At 60.0% G+C, this 17,260-nt stretch carries 20 protein-coding genes; 14 read left to right on the top strand and 6 right to left on the bottom strand.

All coding sequences use genetic code 11. From position 1 onward, the window contains the following. Position 1: 1 nt before the first annotated feature. The 3 genes from ATY02_RS30290 to ATY02_RS30280 all read right to left on the bottom strand — a co-directional run bounded on the left by ATY02_RS30290 (position 2) and on the right by ATY02_RS30280 (position 3,148). Positions 2-904 (bottom strand): LysR family transcriptional regulator, encoded by a 903-nt coding sequence (locus tag ATY02_RS30290; RefSeq protein WP_068578792.1) that lies wholly within the window; start codon positions 902-904, stop codon positions 2-4. A gap of 236 nt (positions 905-1,140) precedes the next feature. Beyond that, complete coding sequence (locus ATY02_RS30285) at positions 1,141-2,481, bottom strand: sensor histidine kinase (RefSeq protein WP_068578794.1); 1,341 nt, start codon at positions 2,479-2,481, stop codon at positions 1,141-1,143. Next, complete coding sequence (locus ATY02_RS30280; protein WP_068578796.1) at positions 2,474-3,148, bottom strand: response regulator transcription factor; 675 nt, start codon at positions 3,146-3,148, stop codon at positions 2,474-2,476. The genes ATY02_RS30285 and ATY02_RS30280 overlap by 8 nt, the downstream gene beginning before the upstream one ends. A 137-nt stretch (positions 3,149-3,285) precedes the next feature. Between ATY02_RS30280 and ATY02_RS30275 the strand changes: the two genes are divergently transcribed. The 5 genes from ATY02_RS30275 to ATY02_RS30255 all read left to right on the top strand — a co-directional run bounded on the left by ATY02_RS30275 (position 3,286) and on the right by ATY02_RS30255 (position 5,913). Next, a complete protein-coding gene (locus ATY02_RS30275) occupies positions 3,286-3,468 on the top strand; it encodes a hypothetical protein (RefSeq protein ID WP_068578798.1) in 183 nt (60 codons plus the stop codon). Further along, a complete protein-coding gene (locus ATY02_RS30270) occupies positions 3,449-3,697 on the top strand; it encodes a hypothetical protein (RefSeq protein ID WP_068578800.1) in 249 nt (82 codons plus the stop codon). Before ATY02_RS30275 ends, ATY02_RS30270 begins: the two co-directional genes overlap by 20 nt. Positions 3,698-3,839: 142 nt before the next feature. Continuing rightward, positions 3,840-4,340: a methylated-DNA--[protein]-cysteine S-methyltransferase gene (locus tag ATY02_RS30265; protein ID WP_068578802.1), complete on the top strand. Its 501-nt coding sequence runs from the start codon at positions 3,840-3,842 to the stop codon at positions 4,338-4,340. 56 nt (positions 4,341-4,396) lie between these two features. Then, a complete protein-coding gene (locus ATY02_RS30260; protein WP_068578803.1) occupies positions 4,397-5,041 on the top strand; it encodes an MBL fold metallo-hydrolase in 645 nt (214 codons plus the stop codon). A 110-nt stretch (positions 5,042-5,151) separates the two neighbouring features. Next, positions 5,152-5,913 carry an OmpA family protein gene (locus ATY02_RS30255; protein WP_068578805.1) on the top strand — a complete coding sequence of 254 codons (762 nt, stop codon included), beginning with the start codon at positions 5,152-5,154 and terminating at the stop codon, positions 5,911-5,913. A gap of 81 nt (positions 5,914-5,994) precedes the next feature. Here the strand turns inward: ATY02_RS30255 and ATY02_RS30250 are convergent, their stop codons facing one another. Next, positions 5,995-6,429, bottom strand: coding sequence for a YhcB family protein (locus ATY02_RS30250; protein ID WP_011063336.1), 435 nt, complete (start codon positions 6,427-6,429; stop codon positions 5,995-5,997). Positions 6,430-6,573: 144 nt separating this feature from the next. Here ATY02_RS30250 and ATY02_RS30245 point away from each other — a divergent pair, with 144 nt between their 5' ends. The 3 genes from ATY02_RS30245 to zapE all read left to right on the top strand — a co-directional run bounded on the left by ATY02_RS30245 (position 6,574) and on the right by zapE (position 9,766). Then, on the top strand, positions 6,574-7,203 hold the full coding sequence (locus ATY02_RS30245; RefSeq protein ID WP_068578807.1) for an alpha/beta hydrolase: 630 nt from the start codon (positions 6,574-6,576) through the stop codon (positions 7,201-7,203). A gap of 24 nt (positions 7,204-7,227) precedes the next feature. Beyond that, positions 7,228-8,583: a tryptophan--tRNA ligase gene (locus tag ATY02_RS30240; RefSeq protein ID WP_068578809.1), complete on the top strand. Its 1,356-nt coding sequence runs from the start codon at positions 7,228-7,230 to the stop codon at positions 8,581-8,583. A gap of 88 nt (positions 8,584-8,671) precedes the next feature. Beyond that, complete coding sequence (gene zapE / locus ATY02_RS30235; RefSeq protein ID WP_068595661.1) at positions 8,672-9,766, top strand: cell division protein ZapE; 1,095 nt, start codon at positions 8,672-8,674, stop codon at positions 9,764-9,766. Between the two features lie 45 nt (positions 9,767-9,811). Here zapE and ATY02_RS30230 read toward each other — a convergent pair whose 3' ends face one another. Beyond that, positions 9,812-10,711 (bottom strand): GlxA family transcriptional regulator, encoded by a 900-nt coding sequence (locus tag ATY02_RS30230; protein ID WP_176719845.1) that lies wholly within the window; start codon positions 10,709-10,711, stop codon positions 9,812-9,814. A 243-nt stretch (positions 10,712-10,954) separates the two neighbouring features. Here ATY02_RS30230 and ATY02_RS30225 point away from each other — a divergent pair, with 243 nt between their 5' ends. Continuing rightward, positions 10,955-12,091 carry an acyl-CoA dehydrogenase family protein gene (locus ATY02_RS30225; protein ID WP_053131934.1) on the top strand — a complete coding sequence of 379 codons (1,137 nt, stop codon included), beginning with the start codon at positions 10,955-10,957 and terminating at the stop codon, positions 12,089-12,091. 67 nt (positions 12,092-12,158) lie between these two features. On the opposite strand, the gene ATY02_RS30220 is transcribed toward ATY02_RS30225, so the two are convergent. After that, entirely contained in the window at positions 12,159-13,199 is a 1,041-nt protein-coding gene (locus tag ATY02_RS30220) for an NADP(H)-dependent aldo-keto reductase (protein WP_068578815.1), read from the bottom strand. A 246-nt stretch (positions 13,200-13,445) separates the two neighbouring features. On the opposite strand from ATY02_RS30220, the gene rplM reads away from it, so the two are divergent. From rplM to ATY02_RS30195, 5 genes are all read left to right on the top strand, one after another. After that, a complete protein-coding gene (rplM, locus tag ATY02_RS30215; RefSeq protein ID WP_022640822.1) occupies positions 13,446-13,874 on the top strand; it encodes a 50S ribosomal protein L13 in 429 nt (142 codons plus the stop codon). Positions 13,875-13,888: 14 nt separating this feature from the next. Beyond that, positions 13,889-14,281, top strand: coding sequence for a 30S ribosomal protein S9 (rpsI, locus tag ATY02_RS30210; protein ID WP_007961615.1), 393 nt, complete (start codon positions 13,889-13,891; stop codon positions 14,279-14,281). A gap of 253 nt (positions 14,282-14,534) precedes the next feature. Further along, a complete protein-coding gene (gene petA, locus ATY02_RS30205; RefSeq protein WP_068578817.1) occupies positions 14,535-15,128 on the top strand; it encodes a ubiquinol-cytochrome c reductase iron-sulfur subunit in 594 nt (197 codons plus the stop codon). Beyond that, positions 15,128-16,339 carry a cytochrome b gene (locus tag ATY02_RS30200; RefSeq protein WP_053131929.1) on the top strand — a complete coding sequence of 404 codons (1,212 nt, stop codon included), beginning with the start codon at positions 15,128-15,130 and terminating at the stop codon, positions 16,337-16,339. Before petA ends, ATY02_RS30200 begins: the two co-directional genes overlap by 1 nt. Then, positions 16,339-17,121 (top strand): cytochrome c1, encoded by a 783-nt coding sequence (locus ATY02_RS30195; protein ID WP_068578818.1) that lies wholly within the window; start codon positions 16,339-16,341, stop codon positions 17,119-17,121. Before ATY02_RS30200 ends, ATY02_RS30195 begins: the two co-directional genes overlap by 1 nt. Positions 17,122-17,260 lie beyond the last annotated feature (139 nt).

Here is a 17,260-nt window from a genome sequence, read left to right as displayed (position 1 = left end):
TTCAGGAGGCCAGGTGCTGCTTGCAGTAATCGGCGAACAGGCGGGCCGGTTTGGTCAGTTGCCCACGCTTGAGCCAGGCCGCTACCAGGCCGGAGCCGGTCACGTCCTCGACGATATCCACGCACACCACCGGCTTGCCGTCGTAGGAGCACTGGCAATGGGGGCGAGTCACCAGGATCGAAAAGCCGAATCCCTGCCCGACCATGCCCCGCACCATCTCGATGGAGGGTGAGCTGAAGGCAATCTGGGGTGTCAGGCCCAGCTCTTCGAACAGGCTGACGAAATAGGTGCGGCTGGGTTGTACATCCAGCAGGATCATGGGCTCCAGGCACAGGTCCCGCAGCGAGACCTGGGCTTGCTGGGCGTAGCGGTGATCGGCAGGCAGCAGGGCATAGGGGCGCTGGGGCGGCATCAGCGGCTCGGTCTCGATGGTGCCGTCCAGCTCGTGCTCATACAGGATCACCAGGTCGTAGGCGCCACCGGTCAGGCCTTGCACCAGCTCTTGTTGCTCACCGTCGCGAATGCGGATTTCCACCCCGGGATACAACGCGCTGAAGCCGGCAATCAGTTGCGGCAGGTACAGGGGCGCCACGGTTTCAAAGCAGCCGATATCGATCTGCCCGGACACCACGTCGTTGTCTGCCAGGGCGTTCTGTTCGAACTCCTTGGCCATGCGCAACAGTTCCTGGGCCTTGCGGTAGAAGCGTGCGCCGCTGGGGGTGAGGGAGACGCCGAGCGCGTGATGGCGGATCAGCAACTGGACGCCGAAGCTGTCTTCCAGGCCCTTGATGGCGGTGGAGATCGAAGGTTGGGCGATGTACAGCTTGCGTGATGCTTCGGCGACACTGCCGCATTCGACGGTGGTGATGAAGTACTTGAGTTGACGCAGATTGTAGGTGGCCACGGCGAACCTCGTTCTTTGCCTTGGCCCGGGGAAAGGATCGTGATGATCCGGGCATGATTGCACCGGACCGAAGGGCACCGCATCGATCAGCGCAACCACGCGACGCAGCGGCATGCCCCGAGCGCGATTCTTGTCCGCCCACAATACCTATAAGCAGAGGGTTGCAGGGGAGGGCGGAACCAGCTTTTTCATCGCTTGCCAGTACATTTTTCCTCGCTCGGTGCTACTGGCGCAGGCTATGACGGCAGGTCGGCTGGGTTGTCCGCCTCAGGTTGCGGCTCTTGTGGGGGCTCTGTGTTCTCGAACGCCAGGGTCACGGTGTAGCACTGTTCTTCCACTGTGACTTCGATATGCCAGCCCAGGCGGGCGGATAGCTGGCGCATCAGTTCCAGGCCCAGGCCATAACCGAAGTCGGCGGAGGCCTCGCTTTGCTGGGTTTCGCGAATCCGGTTAACCAGGCGCAGCTGTGGATAAGCGAAATTGATCTCCACGACCCCGTCATCGGCGTACTGCAGGGCATTGCGCAGGAAGTTGCCGACCACGATGCGGCATGCGGTGAACGGCAGGCGGCAGGGTTCGCTGCTGATGTCGAGGATCAGCTCGATATCCCGGGTGCCGATCAGGTAGCGGTGCTCTTCGATCAGGTCGTTGACCAGGCCGCTCATGTCGATGGCCTCTTCCGGCAAGGGCTCGGGCAGCTCGCGGCTCATCCACAGCAGTGTTTCGGCGATGCGCTGCATGTTCAGTACCGAGCGCTCGATACGTTGCAGGGGCGGCGGCAGGACACCTCCGGACTGCAGGGCCAGCAGTTCGATGTTGGCCTTGAGCACCGCCAGCGGAGTGCGCAGTTCGTGACTGGTGTAGCGCAACAGGCGACCTTCGCGCAGGCTGGCGGCCTGCACCTGTTGCACGCTTTGAGCCAGGGCGTCGGCCAGCATGTTGAACTCCTTGAAACCGAAGTGCGGGCGTTGTCCGGATACTGCCTCCGGGTCTTTGAGGGTGGTGGACCATTGGGCCAGCCGCCCCAGCGGCCTGACCAGCCACCAGACCAGCAAGGCGATGATGATCAGGGCTGGAATGAACACGGCCAGGCTGATGAAGATGACGCCACGCAATTCATGGTCGAGGTAGGCATCGGAGCGTGGGGTTTCCACCTCTCCACCTTCTTCCTGGTCATGATCGATGTCGTACATGTACAGCGTCTTGCCGTCGCTCAGGGGCTGGGCCAGGACGGCGCGGCCTTCATCCTCGTCTTCGGAGTCCAGGTCGCCGAATACCTGGACCGCGCCGAAGGACATGCTGGGCGGGGTATCGAGCATGTGGCGGATTTTCTCCGGCAAGGCCTCCTTGCCGATGACGCTGGTGTAGAAATAGTTGTGCGGTGGTGGTGTGTTCGGGTTCTTCGCGTAGTGCCGGGAAAAGTACTGGGCTTCCTCCTCCATCATTGCACTGGCGGTGTAGAGCAGGCCGCGTACGCTGTATTCCGGCAGCAGCAGGCTGTAGATCAGCAACACGATGGCGATCAGCAACAGGAAGCTGCTGCTGATCACCCACTTCAAAGCCAGACTCTTAGGCATGGGACCTCAACTGTATGCCGATACCGGGCAGGGTATGGATCAGCGGTTGGTCGAAACACTTGTCCACGGTCTTGCGTAGTCGGTGCATATGGACCTTGAGGGTATTGCTGTCCGGCGGCTCGTCGCCCCAGATCGTCGCCTCCAGGCGTTCACGAGTGACCGGTTCGGGGCTGGCGCGCATCAGGCATTCCAGCAGGGTCCAGCAGATGGGTGACAGGTGCAGTTCCTGCCCGGCCCGGCTGACCTTGCGAGTGGACAGCTCCATTACCAGGTCGGCTACTTGCAGGCGGCTGGCCTGGCCGCTGCGGCGTACGCTGAGGGCACGGATCCTGGCCACCAGCTCGGCCAGCTCGAAGGGCTTGACCAGGTAGTCGTCGGCACCGGCGGCGAAGCTGGCGAGCTTGTCCGGCAGGGCATCGAGGGAGGTGAGCATCAGGATCGGCGTCTGGCTGCCGTGCTGGCGCAATTGGGCGCAAAGCTGCTGGCCGTCCAGGCGCGGCAGCATGATATCCAGGAGGATGACGTCATAGTGTTGGCTCAGGGCCAGGTTAAGGCCTGCCTGGCCATTGCTGGCGTGATCGCAGACGATACCGCTGATCTCCAGGTACTCAATGACGGTATTGGCCAGGTCAAGGTTGTCCTCGACCAGCAGCAAGTTGATATGCACGGGAATATCCCTCAGGGCCTGTGTCGCTCGATGGAGCGAAGGATAGCGGAGTCCGATGAGTGTCCGCCGATGTTTACCTGCCGTTAACCCACCCCTCGCTAGTCTGGAATCCTACTTTCATAGAGCGTGGCGCAGCCATGAACCTGTCTTCAGTCATCAAAGGCATCTTGCTGGTTTCGATTCTCCTGGGCCTGATGGCCTGTGTCCTGCCTTCCAGGGCGCCGTTGGTGCGCTTGGGCGAGGGCGGACCCCTTAGCTGGTTCCTGATTGGGCAGAGCGCTGAACGGGCAGGGCAGGACTATGTCGCCAGTGCATTCTGATGAGGGCAACTACACCGACCAGTTGGTGTTGTGCCTGGTACTGATTCTGTGTGTATCGCTGTCCCTGGGGGCCTACATCATGCGCTTCAATGCGCAGATCGATAAGCAGCGGGAGCTGTCCCCAGTGCATTTGCTCGAGTGCGGCCAGGGACGCGGGGCTTTTATCGTCGACCCTCACGGGCGGCGTAGCAGCAGTGACAATTGCTACCTGATCGAAGAGGATGACTAGTTCGGGGGCAAGGGTTCTCCGTCGAATTCGAACGCAAGAAACGTAGTTCTGGCGCTTGAATCTCGATTTACAGTGAAGGCGTACAAGGCAAGCTCCATGGGAGCCGTGCCCCATACCCTTGGCGGAATGAAGGAGAGCTGACATGTCCTGTGTATTCAAGATCATCCCGTCCCCGGTGGGACAGCTGACCCTGGTGGCCAGGGGCGCGAAGCTTGCCGCGATCCTCTGGGAACAGGAGCGGGAAAACCGGGTGCGCCTGGGGCCGCTCGAGGAGGCCGGCGATCATCCAGCGCTGCTTGAGGCCCAGAAACAGTTGGCGCAGTACTTTGCTGGTACCCGCAAGCGTTTCGACCTGGAGCTGGACTTCGTCGGCACCGAGTTCCAGTGCAAGGTCTGGCAGGCCCTGCTGACCATTCCCTTCGGTGAAACCCGCAGCTACAGCCAGATTGCGCAGCAGATCGGCAGCCCCAAGGCCGTACGCGCAGTGGGGGCGGCTAACGGTCGGAATCCGATCTCGATCGTCACGCCTTGTCATCGGGTGATAGGTGCCTCGGGCAGCCTCACCGGGTTTGCCGGAGGGCTCGAGGCCAAGCAGTTCCTCCTGGCATTGGAAGGCGGGGAGACCATGCCGCTGGCGTTCTAAGTGAGCCATGGCGGCAGCTGTGCCAGAATGTTCTTTCGTTTTTCTGGAACATTCCCATGGACGCCGCCAAACCCAGCCTTATTCGCGAAACCTTCCCCGTCGGCCCGTTGCAGTGCAACTGCACCATCATCGGCGACCCTCTGACCGGAAAAGCCATCGTCGTCGATCCGGGTGGCAACCCGGACCTGATCATGGCGCGCCTCGACGCCTTGGGCCTGAAGGTGGTGAGCATCATCCACACCCATGCCCACCTGGATCACTTCCTGGCCTCTGGGCAGATGAAGGAAAAGACCGGCGCGACCTTGCATCTGCACAAGGATGACCAGTTCCTCTGGGACAACCTGGAGATGCAGTGCAGCATGTTCGGTGTGCCTTATACCCCGGTTCCTGCTCCGGATCGCTGGTTGGGCGATGACGAGGAGCTGGCCTGCGGTTGTGGCGTGGCCCTGCATACTCCGGGACATACCCCAGGTTCCATGAGCTTTTGGTTTTCCGAGGCTAAGCTTCTTATTGCCGGCGATACGCTGTTCAAGCGCGGGGTCGGGCGTACGGATCTGTGGGGCGGCGACCAGGCCACCCTGGTGCGCTCGATCAAGCAGCGTCTGTATACCCTCGACGAAGACGCCACAGTGGTCGCCGGGCACGGTCCGGACACTCGGCTGGGTGATGAAATGCGCCAGAACCCGTTCGTGAGAGCCTGATTTTTTGCTCGGCCTCCCACGGAATTTTTGCTGTTCTGTGTGTTCCAACGCCGGCATAGGTCCGTTGCCAACGTCCTCTGCATTACAGAATGCATATGTAGGAGCTTTCCATGTTCACCTCGCGTCGTTTGATTGTTGTCGCTACTGCTGTGGCCTTGTTATCCGGCTGCGCTTCGCCTAACCCCTATGACAACCAGGGGCAGGCTGACGGCGGTTCGTCGGGCATGAGCAAAACTGCGAAATATGGTGGCCTGGGTGCCTTGGCCGGTGCGCTGGCCGGTGCTGCAATCGACCACAACAACCGTGGCAAGGGCGCGCTGATCGGTGCTGCCGTGGTGGGCGCCTCCGCCGCCGGTTATGGCTACTACGCCGACCAGCAAGAGAAGAAGCTGCGCGCCAGCATGGCCAATACCGGGGTCGAAGTGCAGCGCCAGGGTGACCAGATCAAGTTGATCATGCCCGGCAATATCACCTTCGCCACCGACTCGGCGAATATCGCGCCAAGCTTCTATCAGCCGCTGAACAACCTGGCCAACTCCCTGCGCGAGTTCAACCAGAACCAGATCGAGATCGTCGGGTATACCGACAGCACCGGCAGCCGCCAGCACAACATGGACCTGTCCCAGCGTCGTGCGCAAAGTGTGGCCACTTACCTGACTTCCCAGGGCGTGAGCAGTGCCAACCTGTCCTCGCGCGGTGCTGGCCCGGACAATCCGATCGCCAGCAACGCCGACGTCAATGGCCGGGCCCAGAACCGTCGGGTAGAGGTCAACCTCAAGGCGATTCCCGGCCAGCAATATCAACAGCCAACCCAGCAGTACCAGCAGCCTCCCCAGCAGCAGTATCAACAGCCCTACCAGCAGGGTTACTGATCGAACCGGCTTGAGCCGGGGGTACAAAAAAGCCCGCCCGATGAAAATCGGGCGGGCTTTTTGTTGGCAGGCAGAAGCTGGTTATTTCTTCAGGCCATATTGCTCGTCGAGCATGCCGGGGGCGTTAGGGGTCTTTGGCGCGTAGTCCCGTGGTGGCTCCTGATCCCGTGGTGGCGTCAGGCGTTCACGTGGTGCCTGTACCGATTCGGAGTGCAGGGCGGCCAGCAGGCGCTGGCGGGTCAGTTCGTCCAGGGCCAGGCGATTGGCACCCTCGGCCAGATGATCCTGTACTTCCTGGTAGCTCTGGGTGAGCTTCTTCACCAGGGTGGCGGTGCTGTTGAAGTGAGTCACCACTTCATTCTGGTAATTGTCGAAACGTTCCTGGATATCGTCCAGCTGACGCTGCGTGCGGTTAGGCGCGGCGTTGGGCAGCAGGCGAGCGACCAGGAATCCAATGGCGACACCCGCGACCAGGGCAAGAGTCGGCAACAACCAAACTAAGAGCGAGTGTTCCACGAGTCCTTCCTCTATAAACGGCTTTGCTTTACGTTAACGGCTCGAACCTGCGCTGTATACCGCGATTCACTCGCAATAGATTGGCACAGACCATTTGCTAGACGAGTCGACCCCCTTCGAGGTCACGGAGTTCCTTCCTTGCTAATGCGTGAAACCCCTGTAGTGATTGCCGGCCCTGTAGGCCAACTGGAAGCCTTGTATCTGGAGGTGCCCGACGCCCGCGGCGTGGCGCTGATCTGCCACCCGAACCCGGTACAGGGCGGCACCATGCTCAACAAGGTGGTGTCCACTTTGCAGCGCACTGCACGAGATGCCGGGCTGATCACCCTGCGCTTCAACTACCGTGGCGTCGGTGCCAGCGAGGGCAGCCACGACATGGGCACGGGCGAAGTCGACGATGCCGAGGCGGCGGCCCATTGGCTGCGGGCCAAGCACCCGCAGTTGCCATTGACGCTGCTGGGGTTTTCCTTTGGCGGCTTCGTCGCGGCAAGCCTTGGTGGGCGCCTCGAAGCCCAGGGCGTGCAACTCAAGCACCTGTTCATGGTGGCCGCAGCGGTGACCCGCTTGCGCGATACCGACACCCTGGCGCAGGACTGTCCACTGACCTTGATCCAGCCGGAAACCGATGAGGTCATCGATCCACAGGCTGTCTATGACTGGTCTGGTGCGCTTGTTCGTCCCCATGAGCTGCTGAAAGTGGCAGAATGCGGACACTTCTTTCACGGCAAGCTCACCGATCTGAAGGATCTGGTACTGCCGCGACTCACGAATTGATAGCAGTCTGATAAGCGATTACCCATGACTACTCGTACGCGTATCCTCACCGGCATTACTACCACCGGCACGCCGCACCTGGGCAACTATGCCGGGGCGATTCGCCCGGCGATCCTCGCCAGCCGCGACAGCAATGCCGATTCCTTCTACTTCCTGGCCGACTATCACGCCCTGATCAAGTGTGATGATCCGCTGCGTATCCAGCGCTCGCGCCTGGAGATCGCCGCTACCTGGCTGGCTGGTGGCCTGGATGTGGACCGCGTGACCTTCTATCGCCAGTCCGATATCCCGGAAATCCCGCAACTGACCTGGCTCTTGACCTGCGTCGCCGCCAAGGGCCTGCTCAACCGTGCCCATGCCTACAAGGCTTCGGTGGACAAGAACGTCGAGGCCGGCGAAGACCCGGATGCCGGCGTCACCATGGGCCTGTACAGCTATCCGGTGCTGATGGCCGCGGACATCCTGATGTTCAACGCGCATAAAGTGCCGGTGGGGCGTGACCAGATCCAGCACGTGGAGATGGCCCGGGACATCGGCCAGCGTTTCAACCACCTGTTCGGCCAGGGCAAGGAATTCTTCGCCATGCCCGAAGCGCTGATCGAGGAAAGCGTTGCCACCTTGCCAGGCCTGGACGGTCGCAAGATGTCCAAGAGCTACGACAACACCATCCCGCTGTTCACCAGCGCCAAGGACATGAAGGATGCGATCTCGCGGATCGTCACCGACTCCAAGGCGCCAGGCGAAGCCAAGGATCCGGACAACTCCCACCTGTTCACCCTGTTCCAGGCATTCTCCACTGCCGAGCAGGCCGCCGAATTCCGTAGCGAGCTGCTGCAGGGCCTGGGCTGGGGCGAAGCCAAGAGCCGCCTGTTCCAGTTGCTGGATGGTGAGTTGGGCGAGGCTCGCGAGCGTTATCACCAGTTGATCGCGCGCCCGGCGGATCTGGAGGACATCCTCCTGGCTGGCGCGGCCAAGGCCCGTAGCGTGGCGACGCCGTTCCTGGCCGAGCTGCGCGAAGCGGTAGGCCTGCGCTCCTTCGAAAACCAGGTCCAGGTGGCGGCCACCACCAAGAAGAAGGCGGCCAAGGCTGCGCGTGTCGTCAGCTTCCGCGAGGACGATGGCAGCTTCCGTTTCCGCCTGCTGTCCGCCGATGGCGAGCAACTGCTGCTGTCGCGCAACTTTGCCGATGGCAAGGCCGCCGGTGCCGCGAGCAAGCAGTTGCAGTCGGGTCAGGAATTGGACCTGCGTACCGAGGCCAATGGCTTCGGTATCTGGCTGGACGGTGCCTGTGTGGCTGACAGCCCGACCTTTGCCGATGCTGCTGCCCGCGATGCGGCCATCGCAGAAGTACGGATTGCCCTGGCTCCAGCCCAGGACTGAGCGGAATCTTCCCGACCAAGGGCTGATTGCCATTCCCCGGGGCCGTCGCTAAAGTGACGGCCCGTTTTTGTTGCCTTGCTAACGAATTATGACGCCCCTAGAACGATACCAAGCAGATCTGAAACGCCCGGATTTCTTCCATGACGCTGCACAGGAAACCGCTGTGCGTCATCTGCAGCGCCTGTATGACGATCTGATCGCGGCCGAGCACAACAAGCCGGGCCTGCTCGGCAAGCTCTTTGGCAAGAAGGATCTGGGGCCGGTCAAGGGGTTGTACTTCTGGGGCGGCGTGGGGCGTGGCAAGACCTACCTGGTCGATACGTTCTTCGAGGCCTTGCCATTCAAGGAAAAGGTTCGTACGCACTTCCACCGCTTCATGAAGCGCGTCCACGAGGAAATGAAGACCCTGGGTGGCGAGAAGAACCCGCTGACCATTATCGCCAAGCGTTTCTCGCAAGAGGCGCGGGTGATCTGCTTCGATGAATTCTTCGTGTCCGACATTACCGACGCGATGATTCTCGGCACGCTGATGGAAGAGCTGTTCAAGAACGGTGTGACCCTGGTCGCCACCTCGAACATCGTGCCGGACGGCCTGTACAAGGACGGTCTGCAACGTGCCCGTTTCCTGCCGGCCATTGCCCTGATCAAGCAGAACACCGAAATCGTCAACGTCGACAGTGGTGTCGACTATCGCTTGCGTCACCTGGAGCAGGCCGAGCTGTTCCACTATCCATTGAATGAGGCAGCCCACGAAAGCTTGCGCAAGAGCTTCCGGGCGCTGACGCCGGAGTGCACCCAGGCTGTGGAAAACGACGTACTGATCGTCGAGAACCGCGAGATCCGCGCACTGCGCACCTGTGACGATGTGGCCTGGTTCGACTTCCGCGAGCTGTGCGACGGCCCGCGTAGCCAGAACGACTACATCGAGCTGGGCAAGATCTTTCACGCGGTGCTGCTCAGCGGTGTGGAGCAGATGGGCGTTGCTACCGATGACATCGCCCGGCGCTTCATCAATATGGTCGACGAGTTCTATGACCGTAACGTCAAGCTGATCATCTCCGCCGAAGTGGAGCTCAAGGATCTCTACACCGGTGGCCGGCTGACGTTCGAGTTCCAGCGGACCCTCAGTCGTTTGCTGGAGATGCAATCCCACGAGTTCCTCTCGCGGGCGCACAAGCCGTAATCGCGACTCGATGGAAAAAGGGGCCTGCTATGCAGGCCCCTTTTTTCATGCCGCCAGTTGCTGGAACTGCTGGCGGTACTGGTTGGGTGAAAGCTCGGTGTGCTGGCGGAACAGCCGGGCGAAGAAGCTGGCATCGTCGTAGCCGACTTCGTAGCTGATGGTCTTGATGCTCTTGCGTGTTCCTGACAGCAGGCCTTTGGCGGTTTCGATCCGCAGGCGCTGCAGGTAGTGCAGGGGCTTGTCGCCGGTGGCGGTCTGGAAGCGCCGCATGAAGTTGCGAATGCTCATGCCGTGCTCGCGCGCTACGTCCTCGAAGCGGAACTTGTCGGCGAAGTGTTCTTCGAGCCAGTGCTGGATCTGCAGGATGATCACGTCCTGATGCAGCTTCTGGCCACCGAAGCCGATGCGTCCCGGGGCGTAGCTGCGCTGGACCTCATAGAGGATGTCCCGGGCCACGGCCTGGGCCACGCTGGCGCCGCAGAAGCGCTCGATCAGGTAGATATAGAGGTCGCAGGCCGAGGTCGTGCCGCCGGCACAATAGAGGTTGTCGGCATCGGTCAGGTGCTTGTCCTGGTTGAGCTGGACCTTGGGAAAGCGCTCGCTGAAGGTGCTGAAGAAGCGCCAGTAGGTGGTGGCCTCCTTGCCATCGAGCAGCCCGGCCTCGGCCAGCCAGAAGACCCCGGTGGCTTCGCCGCAAAGTACGGCGCCACGGGCGTGTTGGGCGCGTAGCCAGGGCAGGATCTGTGGATAACGTTGGCACAGTGAGTCGAAGTCGTCCCAGAAGGCGGGGAGGATGATCACGTCGCTATCTTCCAGTGGGCCATCCACTGGCATGATCACGTTGCTGAAGCTGCAGACCGGCTGGCCGTCGGGGCTGACCAGGCGAGTCTCGAAGGCCGGCGTCAGGCCATGACCCAGCTGCTTGCCGTAGCGCAGGCTGGCCAGGTGGAAGAAATCCTTGGCTTGCATGAGGGTGGAAGCGAAAACCCGGTCGATAGCCAGGATGCTGACGCGCCGCAAGGGCGTGGAAGTTTGGTTAGACATAATTCGATTGTTCTTATAGGGGAAAGTGGTCACCAGACGGCTGGATCGTCTTATTTTTTGTCGGATGTGTCCAGTGTCCCGTGCCTGTGGCTGGGCTTAGGCTCTGGCAGCCAGACCCGATCAATGACAATCACAGGTGGCTGCATGATTCCCAGAACCTTGTTCAGTTCCGAACACGAACTCTTCCGTGACAGTGTGCGTACCTTCCTTGAAAAAGAAGCGGTGCCTTTCCATGGCGAATGGGAAAAGCAGGGCTACATCGACCGCAAGTTGTGGAGCAAGGCGGGCGAGGCGGGGATGCTGTGTTCACACATTCCCGAGGAATACGGCGGGCTGGGGGCGGATTTCCTGTATAGCACGGTGGTGATCGAGGAGGTCAGCCGCCTGGGCCTGAGCGGTATCGGCTTCTCCTTGCATTCGGACATCGTCGCGCCGTACCTGCTGCATTACGGCAGTGAGGCGCTGAAGCAGAAATACCTGCCGCGGATGGTCTCGGGCGAGCTGGTCACGGCGATCGCCATGACCGAGCCCGGAACCGGGTCCGACTTGCAGGGCGTGAAGACCACGGCAGTGCTCGACGGCGATGAGTATGTGCTCAACGGTTCCAAGACCTTCATTACCAACGGTTACTTGGCGGAGTTGGTGATCGTGGTGGCCAAGACCGATCCCAAGGCCGGGGCCAAGGGCACCAGCCTGTTCCTGGTTGAAGCCGATTCGCCGGGCTTCACCAAGGGCAAGCGCCTGGAAAAGGTCGGTATGAAGGCCCAAGACACCTCGGAACTGTTCTTCCAGGATGTACGAGTGCCCAAGGAGAACCTCCTGGGCCAGGCCGGGATGGGTTTCGTCTACCTGATGCAGGAACTGCCCCAGGAGCGCCTGAGCGTGGCCATCGGTGGCCTGGCCAGTGCCGAGGCGGCGTTGAAATGGACCCTGGACTACACCCGCGAGCGCAAAGCCTTCGGCAAGGCGATCGCCGACTTCCAGAACAGCCGGTTCAAGCTGGCGGAGATGGCCACGGAAATCCAGATTGGCCGGGTGTTCGTCGATCGCTGCCTGGAGCTGCACCTGAAGGGCAAGCTCGACGTACCGACGGCGGCCATGGCCAAGTACTGGGGAACCGACCTGCAGTGCAAGGTCCTGGATGAGTGCGTGCAGCTGCATGGCGGCTACGGCTTCATGTGGGAGTACCCGATTGCCCGGGCGTGGGCCGACTCCCGGGTGCAGCGAATCTATGCCGGGACCAACGAGATCATGAAGGAAATCATCGCTCGTTCTTTATAAGGAGGGCGCGAGTGCTGCCGGCGAACAGGTGGTTGCCTGTTGGCCGGCCAGTGGCGCAAGGCGTGGCTTACGGGGCGGGGTTGGGCTGGTCCTTGTGGATGGCTTCGATCCCGGCCAGGACTTCTTCCGATAACTTCAGTTCGGCGCTGGCGATGTTGCTGTCCAGTTGTTCCAGGGTGGTGGCGCCGATGATGTTGCTGGTTACGAAAGGTTGCTGGGTCACGAAGGCCAGGGCCATTTGTGCCGGGTCCAGGCCATGCTCGCGAGCCAACGCCACGTAACGGCTGCAGGCGGCTTCCGACTGGGGATTGAAATAGCGGCTAAAACGGCTGTAGAGACTCAGGCGTGCCTTGGCGGGGCGGGCGCCGCCTTCGTATTTGCCGGACAGGAAGCCGAAGGCCAGGGGCGAGTAGGCGAGCAAGCCGCATTGTTCGCGGATGGCAATTTCCGCCAGGCCCACCTCAAAGCTGCGGTTGAGCAGGTTGTAGGGGTTCTGGATCGATACCGCCCGCGGCCAGCCACGGCTTTCGGCCAGGGCCAGGAACTTCATGGTGCCCCATGGGGTTTCGTTGGACAGGCCGATGTGGCGGATCTTCCCGGCCCTGACCTGCTCGTCCAGCGCCTCGAGGGTTTCCTCCAGCGGGGTGAAGTCTTCGTCGGCCTTGTGCTGGTAGCCGAGCTGGCCGAAGAAGTTGGTGCTGCGTTCCGGCCAGTGCAACTGGTAGAGGTCGATCCAGTCGGTTTGCAGGCGCTTGAGGCTGGCATCCACGGCTTCGACGATATGCTTGCGGTTGTGCTTGAGGTGCTTGTCGCGGATGTAGTCGATGGTGTTGCCCGGGCCTGCGATCTTGCTGGCCAGGATCCAGTCGGCGCGGTCGCCGCGTTGCTTGAACCAGTTGCCGATGTAGCGTTCGGTGGTGGCGTAGGTCTCGGCCTTGGGTGGCACCGGATACATCTCGGCGGTATCGATGAAGTTGATCCCGGCCTGCTTGGCTCGCTCGATCTGGGCGAAGGCTTCGGCCTCGCTGTTCTGTTCGCCCCAGGTCATGGTGCCCAGGCAGATGGTGCTCACTTTCAGGTCGGTCCGGCCCAGTTGGCGGTAGTCCATGGGTACTTCCTCGGCAAAACAATCATAAAAGCAGGTTGAATTTTGTTTCGCAATCTGGATAATTCTGCAGCTCTTTCTGCGGTGGAAGTGATGCCCCGCCTGCCGAAGATTCTTGCCGCATGTCAGACGCGCTGACCCGAGCCCCCGAAAGCGTCTGTATTCGGCTGCCTTTGACCTTGTCAAAGTAAGCACTATTCAGTAAGATCCGCCGTCTATTTTGCTGGGCGGCCCCTGAGGCTATAAAGAATGAAAACTTTTACTGCTAAACCGGAAACAGTAAAGCGCGATTGGTTCGTCATCGACGCCGCTGGCCAGACCCTGGGTCGTCTGGCTACCGAAATCGCGAGCCGTCTGCGTGGCAAGCACAAGCCTGAGTACACTCCTCACGTTGACACTGGCGACTACATCGTCGTGATCAATGCCGAGCAGGTACGTGTTACTGGTGCTAAAACCACTGACAAAATGTACTACTCCCACTCCGGTTTCCCGGGCGGCATTAAGTCGATCAACTTCGAGAAGCTGATCGCTAAAGCCCCTGAGCGCGTGATCGAGACCGCGGTAAAAGGCATGCTGCCTAAGAACCCGCTGGGTCGCGACATGTACCGTAAGCTGAAAGTGTATGCGGGCGCTGCTCACCCTCATACTGCTCAGCAGCCCCAAGAACTGAAGATTTAACGGAATAGTTCATTATGTCGGCGACTCAAAATTACGGCACTGGCCGTCGCAAGACTGCAACCGCACGCGTGTTCCTGCGTCCGGGCACTGGCAACATCTCCATCAACAACCGTTCCCTGGATAGCTTCTTCGGTCGCGAAACTGCCCGCATGGTAGTTCGTCAGCCGCTGGAACTGACCGAGACCGTTGAGAAGTTCGATATCTACGTTACCGTTATCGGCGGTGGTGTAAGTGGCCAGGCTGGCGCAATCCGCCACGGCATCACTCGCGCCCTGATGGATTACGACGAGACTCTGCGCAGCGCCCTGCGTAAAGCTGGTTTCGTAACCCGTGACGCACGTGAAGTTGAGCGTAAGAAAGTGGGTCTGCGTAAAGCGCGTAAGCGTCCGCAATACTCCAAGCGTTAATTCGCTACTGCGTTCAAAAACGCCCAGTCTCCTCGCGGAGCTGGGCGTTTTTTATTGCCTGAAATTTGCCGTGTGACAACTTGCCACATCCGTGGAGGCCCTATACTACAAGGCCTGGCGCAGGGCCGGCTTGGTAATTACCTTGTCAGAATAGGGGCTTTTCATTACCATTCGGCAAAATTTTTATAAGTTCAGATTGTTACTTAGTAGATGCCTGATTTAACAGGCCACAAAGCTGATGGGAGAGGACTGAATGAGCAATGACGGCGTGAATGCAGGCCGGCGTCGCTTCTTGGTAGCAGCCACATCCGTGGTGGGTGCTGCCGGAGCGGTGGGGGCTGCGGTCCCGTTCGTGGGGTCATGGTTTCCCAGTGCCAAGGCGAAAGCCGCAGGTGCACCGGTGAAGGTGAATATCAGCAAGATCGATCCAGGTCAGCAGATGGTTGCTGAGTGGCGTGGTCAGCCAGTGTTCATCGTCCGCCGTACAGAGGAAATCCTGGGGAATCTTAAAAAGATCGAGGGCCAGTTGTCTGACCCTAACTCCAAGAACTCGGTACAACCAACCTACGTCGACCCGGAAGTGCGTTCGATCAAGCCAGAGATTCTTCTGCTGATCGGTATCTGCACCCACTTGGGCTGTTCTCCAACCTTCCGTCCTGAAGTGGCGCCCGCGGATCTGGGCAAGGACTGGGTAGGTGGCTATTTCTGCCCTTGCCACGGCTCCCACTACGATCTGGCCGGTCGTGTCTACAAGTCGCAGCCTGCGCCGTTGAACCTGCCAGTACCCCCGCATTCCTATGAGTCGGATGACGTCATCGTCATTGGCGTCGACACGGAGAAAGCGTGATGAGCAAGTTCATGGATTGGGTAGATGCACGCTTCCCCGCCACCAAGATGTGGGAAGACCATCTGAGCAAGTATTACGCTCCGAAGAACTTCAACTTCTTCTATTTCTTTGGTTCCCTGGCACTGCTGGTTCTGGTCAACCAGATCGTTACCGGTGTCTGGCTGACCATGAGCTACACCCCTTCGGCAGAAGAAGCCTTTGCTTCCGTCGAATACATCATGCGCGACGTCGAGTACGGCGCGATCCTGCGTCTGCTGCACTCCACTGGCGCCTCGGCGTTCTTCATCGTGGTCTACCTGCATATGTTCCGTGGCCTGCTCTACGGTTCCTATCAGAAGCCGCGCGAGCTGGTCTGGCTGTTCGGCATGCTGATCTACCTGGCGCTGATGGCCGAGGCCTTCATGGGCTACCTGCTGCCTTGGGGGCAAATGTCCTACTGGGGCGCCCAGGTGATCATCTCGCTGTTCGGTGCGATCCCGGTTATCGGTGACGACCTGACCCAGTGGATTCGTGGTGACTACCTGATCTCCGGTATTACCCTCAACCGCTTCTTTGCCCTGCATGTCGTGGCCCTGCCTATCGTGATCCTGGGCCTGGTAGTGCTGCATATCCTGGCACTGCACGAAGTGGGTTCGAACAACCCGGATGGCGTCGATATCAAGAAGCACAAGGACGAAAACGGCGTGCCGCTGGATGGCATTGCGTTCCATCCTTACTACACCGTGAAAGATATCGTTGGCGTAGTGGTGTTCCTGTTCATCTTCTGCTCGATCGTGTTCTTCTTCCCGGAAATGGGTGGGTATTTCCTCGAGAAGCCGAACTTCGAACAAGCCAACCCATTCAAGACGCCTGAGCATATTGCCCCGGTTTGGTACTTCACTCCGTTCTACGCGATTCTGCGTGCGGTGCCGGACAAGCTCATGGGTGTTATTGCCATGGGTGCTGCGATTGCCGTGCTGTTCGTATTGCCCTGGCTTGACCGCAGTCCAGTCAAGTCCATGCGCTACAAAGGCTGGCTGAGCAAGATCTGGCTGCTGGTGTTCTGCATCTCGTTCGTGATCCTGGGCGTGCTGGGCGTACTGGCGCCAACTCCAGGCCGTACGTTGCTGTCGCAGGTATGTACCTTCCTGTACTTCGCCTACTTCATTCTGATGCCGTTCTACACCAGGCTCGAGAAGACCAAACCGGTTCCGGAAAGGGTGACTGGCTGATGAAAAAGTTATTTGCTGCACTGATTCTTGTTGCTATGCCTGTATTGTCTTTCGCTGCCGAACACGGCGGTCCCGAGTTGGAAAAGGTCGACATCGACCTGAGCGACAAGGCGGCCATGCAGGATGGCGCTCGTACCTTTGCCAACTATTGCATGGGTTGCCACAGCGCCAAGTTCCAGCGTTACGAGCGAGTGGCCGACGACCTGGGCATTCCGCACGACCTGATGATGAGCAAGCTGGTCTTTACCGGTGCGAAGATCGGCGACCACATGAACATCGGCATGCAGCCGGCGGATGCCAAGACCTGGTTCGGTGCTGCTCCGCCCGACCTGACCCTGGTGGCTCGCGTTCGTGGTACCGATTGGCTGTATGGCTACCTGAAGTCCTTCTACGAGGATCCGGCACGTCCTTGGGGTGTGAACAACAAGGTGTTCCCGAACGTAGGTATGCCTAACGTCCTGGTTGGCCTGCAAGGACGCCAGGTGGTCGGTTGCAAGCAGGTGCAGATTGTCGAAGACGGCAAGAAGCAATATGACCCGCTGACCGGCACTCCGCTGACTCACGAAGCTTGTGATCAGCTGACCGTCAAGGAAAACACCGGTACCCTCAATGAGGCGCAGTTCGACGAGAAGGTCAAGAACCTGGTGACCTTCCTGGCCTACTCGGCCAACCCGGTCAAGCTGCAGCACCAGCGTATCGGCACCTACGTGCTGCTGTACCTGGCCTTCTTCTTCGTATTCGCCTACCTGCTCAAGCGCGAATACTGGAAGGATGTGCATTGATAGCGTTCTAAGCATCAGTTGTTGAGCCTGCGCGCCCAAGGGCGTCTCTGAAACTGTAACAACCCTGTATCATCCGGGGGTTACCAGAGGCGTCCTGAGGGCGCGCTCGTTTTTCTGCTTTCGATAAATTCAACACGCG

It is taken from the genome of Pseudomonas sp. BIOMIG1BAC, from assembly GCF_001705995.2.
Classification (GTDB): domain Bacteria; phylum Pseudomonadota; class Gammaproteobacteria; order Pseudomonadales; family Pseudomonadaceae; genus Aquipseudomonas; species Aquipseudomonas sessilinigenes.
Note: the sequence above shows the minus strand (reverse complement) of the source record. Positions and strands in the feature narration are given on the sequence as shown.

What these genes read in the sequence shown, in the direction of transcription:
- ATY02_RS30285 (WP_068578794.1), bottom strand. Translation starts at nt 2,481, where the DNA reads ATGCCTAAGAGTCTGGCTTTGAAGTGGGTGATCAGCAGCAGCTTCCTG.
- rplM (WP_022640822.1), top strand. Translation starts at nt 13,446, where the DNA reads ATGAAAACTTTTACTGCTAAACCGGAAACAGTAAAGCGCGATTGGTTC.
- ATY02_RS30195 (WP_068578818.1), top strand. Translation starts at nt 16,339, where the DNA reads ATGAAAAAGTTATTTGCTGCACTGATTCTTGTTGCTATGCCTGTATTG.
- ATY02_RS30265 (WP_068578802.1), top strand. Translation starts at nt 3,840, where the DNA reads ATGTCCTGTGTATTCAAGATCATCCCGTCCCCGGTGGGACAGCTGACC.
- ATY02_RS30275 (WP_068578798.1), top strand. Translation starts at nt 3,286, where the DNA reads ATGAACCTGTCTTCAGTCATCAAAGGCATCTTGCTGGTTTCGATTCTC.
- ATY02_RS30255 (WP_068578805.1), top strand. Translation starts at nt 5,152, where the DNA reads ATGTTCACCTCGCGTCGTTTGATTGTTGTCGCTACTGCTGTGGCCTTG.
- ATY02_RS30200 (WP_053131929.1), top strand. Translation starts at nt 15,128, where the DNA reads ATGAGCAAGTTCATGGATTGGGTAGATGCACGCTTCCCCGCCACCAAG.
- zapE (WP_068595661.1), top strand. Translation starts at nt 8,672, where the DNA reads ATGACGCCCCTAGAACGATACCAAGCAGATCTGAAACGCCCGGATTTC.
- ATY02_RS30270 (WP_068578800.1), top strand. Translation starts at nt 3,449, where the DNA reads ATGTCGCCAGTGCATTCTGATGAGGGCAACTACACCGACCAGTTGGTG.
- rpsI (WP_007961615.1), top strand. Translation starts at nt 13,889, where the DNA reads ATGTCGGCGACTCAAAATTACGGCACTGGCCGTCGCAAGACTGCAACC.
- ATY02_RS30220 (WP_068578815.1), bottom strand. Translation starts at nt 13,199, where the DNA reads ATGGACTACCGCCAACTGGGCCGGACCGACCTGAAAGTGAGCACCATC.
- ATY02_RS30260 (WP_068578803.1), top strand. Translation starts at nt 4,397, where the DNA reads ATGGACGCCGCCAAACCCAGCCTTATTCGCGAAACCTTCCCCGTCGGC.
- ATY02_RS30225 (WP_053131934.1), top strand. Translation starts at nt 10,955, where the DNA reads ATGATTCCCAGAACCTTGTTCAGTTCCGAACACGAACTCTTCCGTGAC.
- ATY02_RS30240 (WP_068578809.1), top strand. Translation starts at nt 7,228, where the DNA reads ATGACTACTCGTACGCGTATCCTCACCGGCATTACTACCACCGGCACG.
- petA (WP_068578817.1), top strand. Translation starts at nt 14,535, where the DNA reads ATGAGCAATGACGGCGTGAATGCAGGCCGGCGTCGCTTCTTGGTAGCA.
- ATY02_RS30245 (WP_068578807.1), top strand. Translation starts at nt 6,574, where the DNA reads ATGCGTGAAACCCCTGTAGTGATTGCCGGCCCTGTAGGCCAACTGGAA.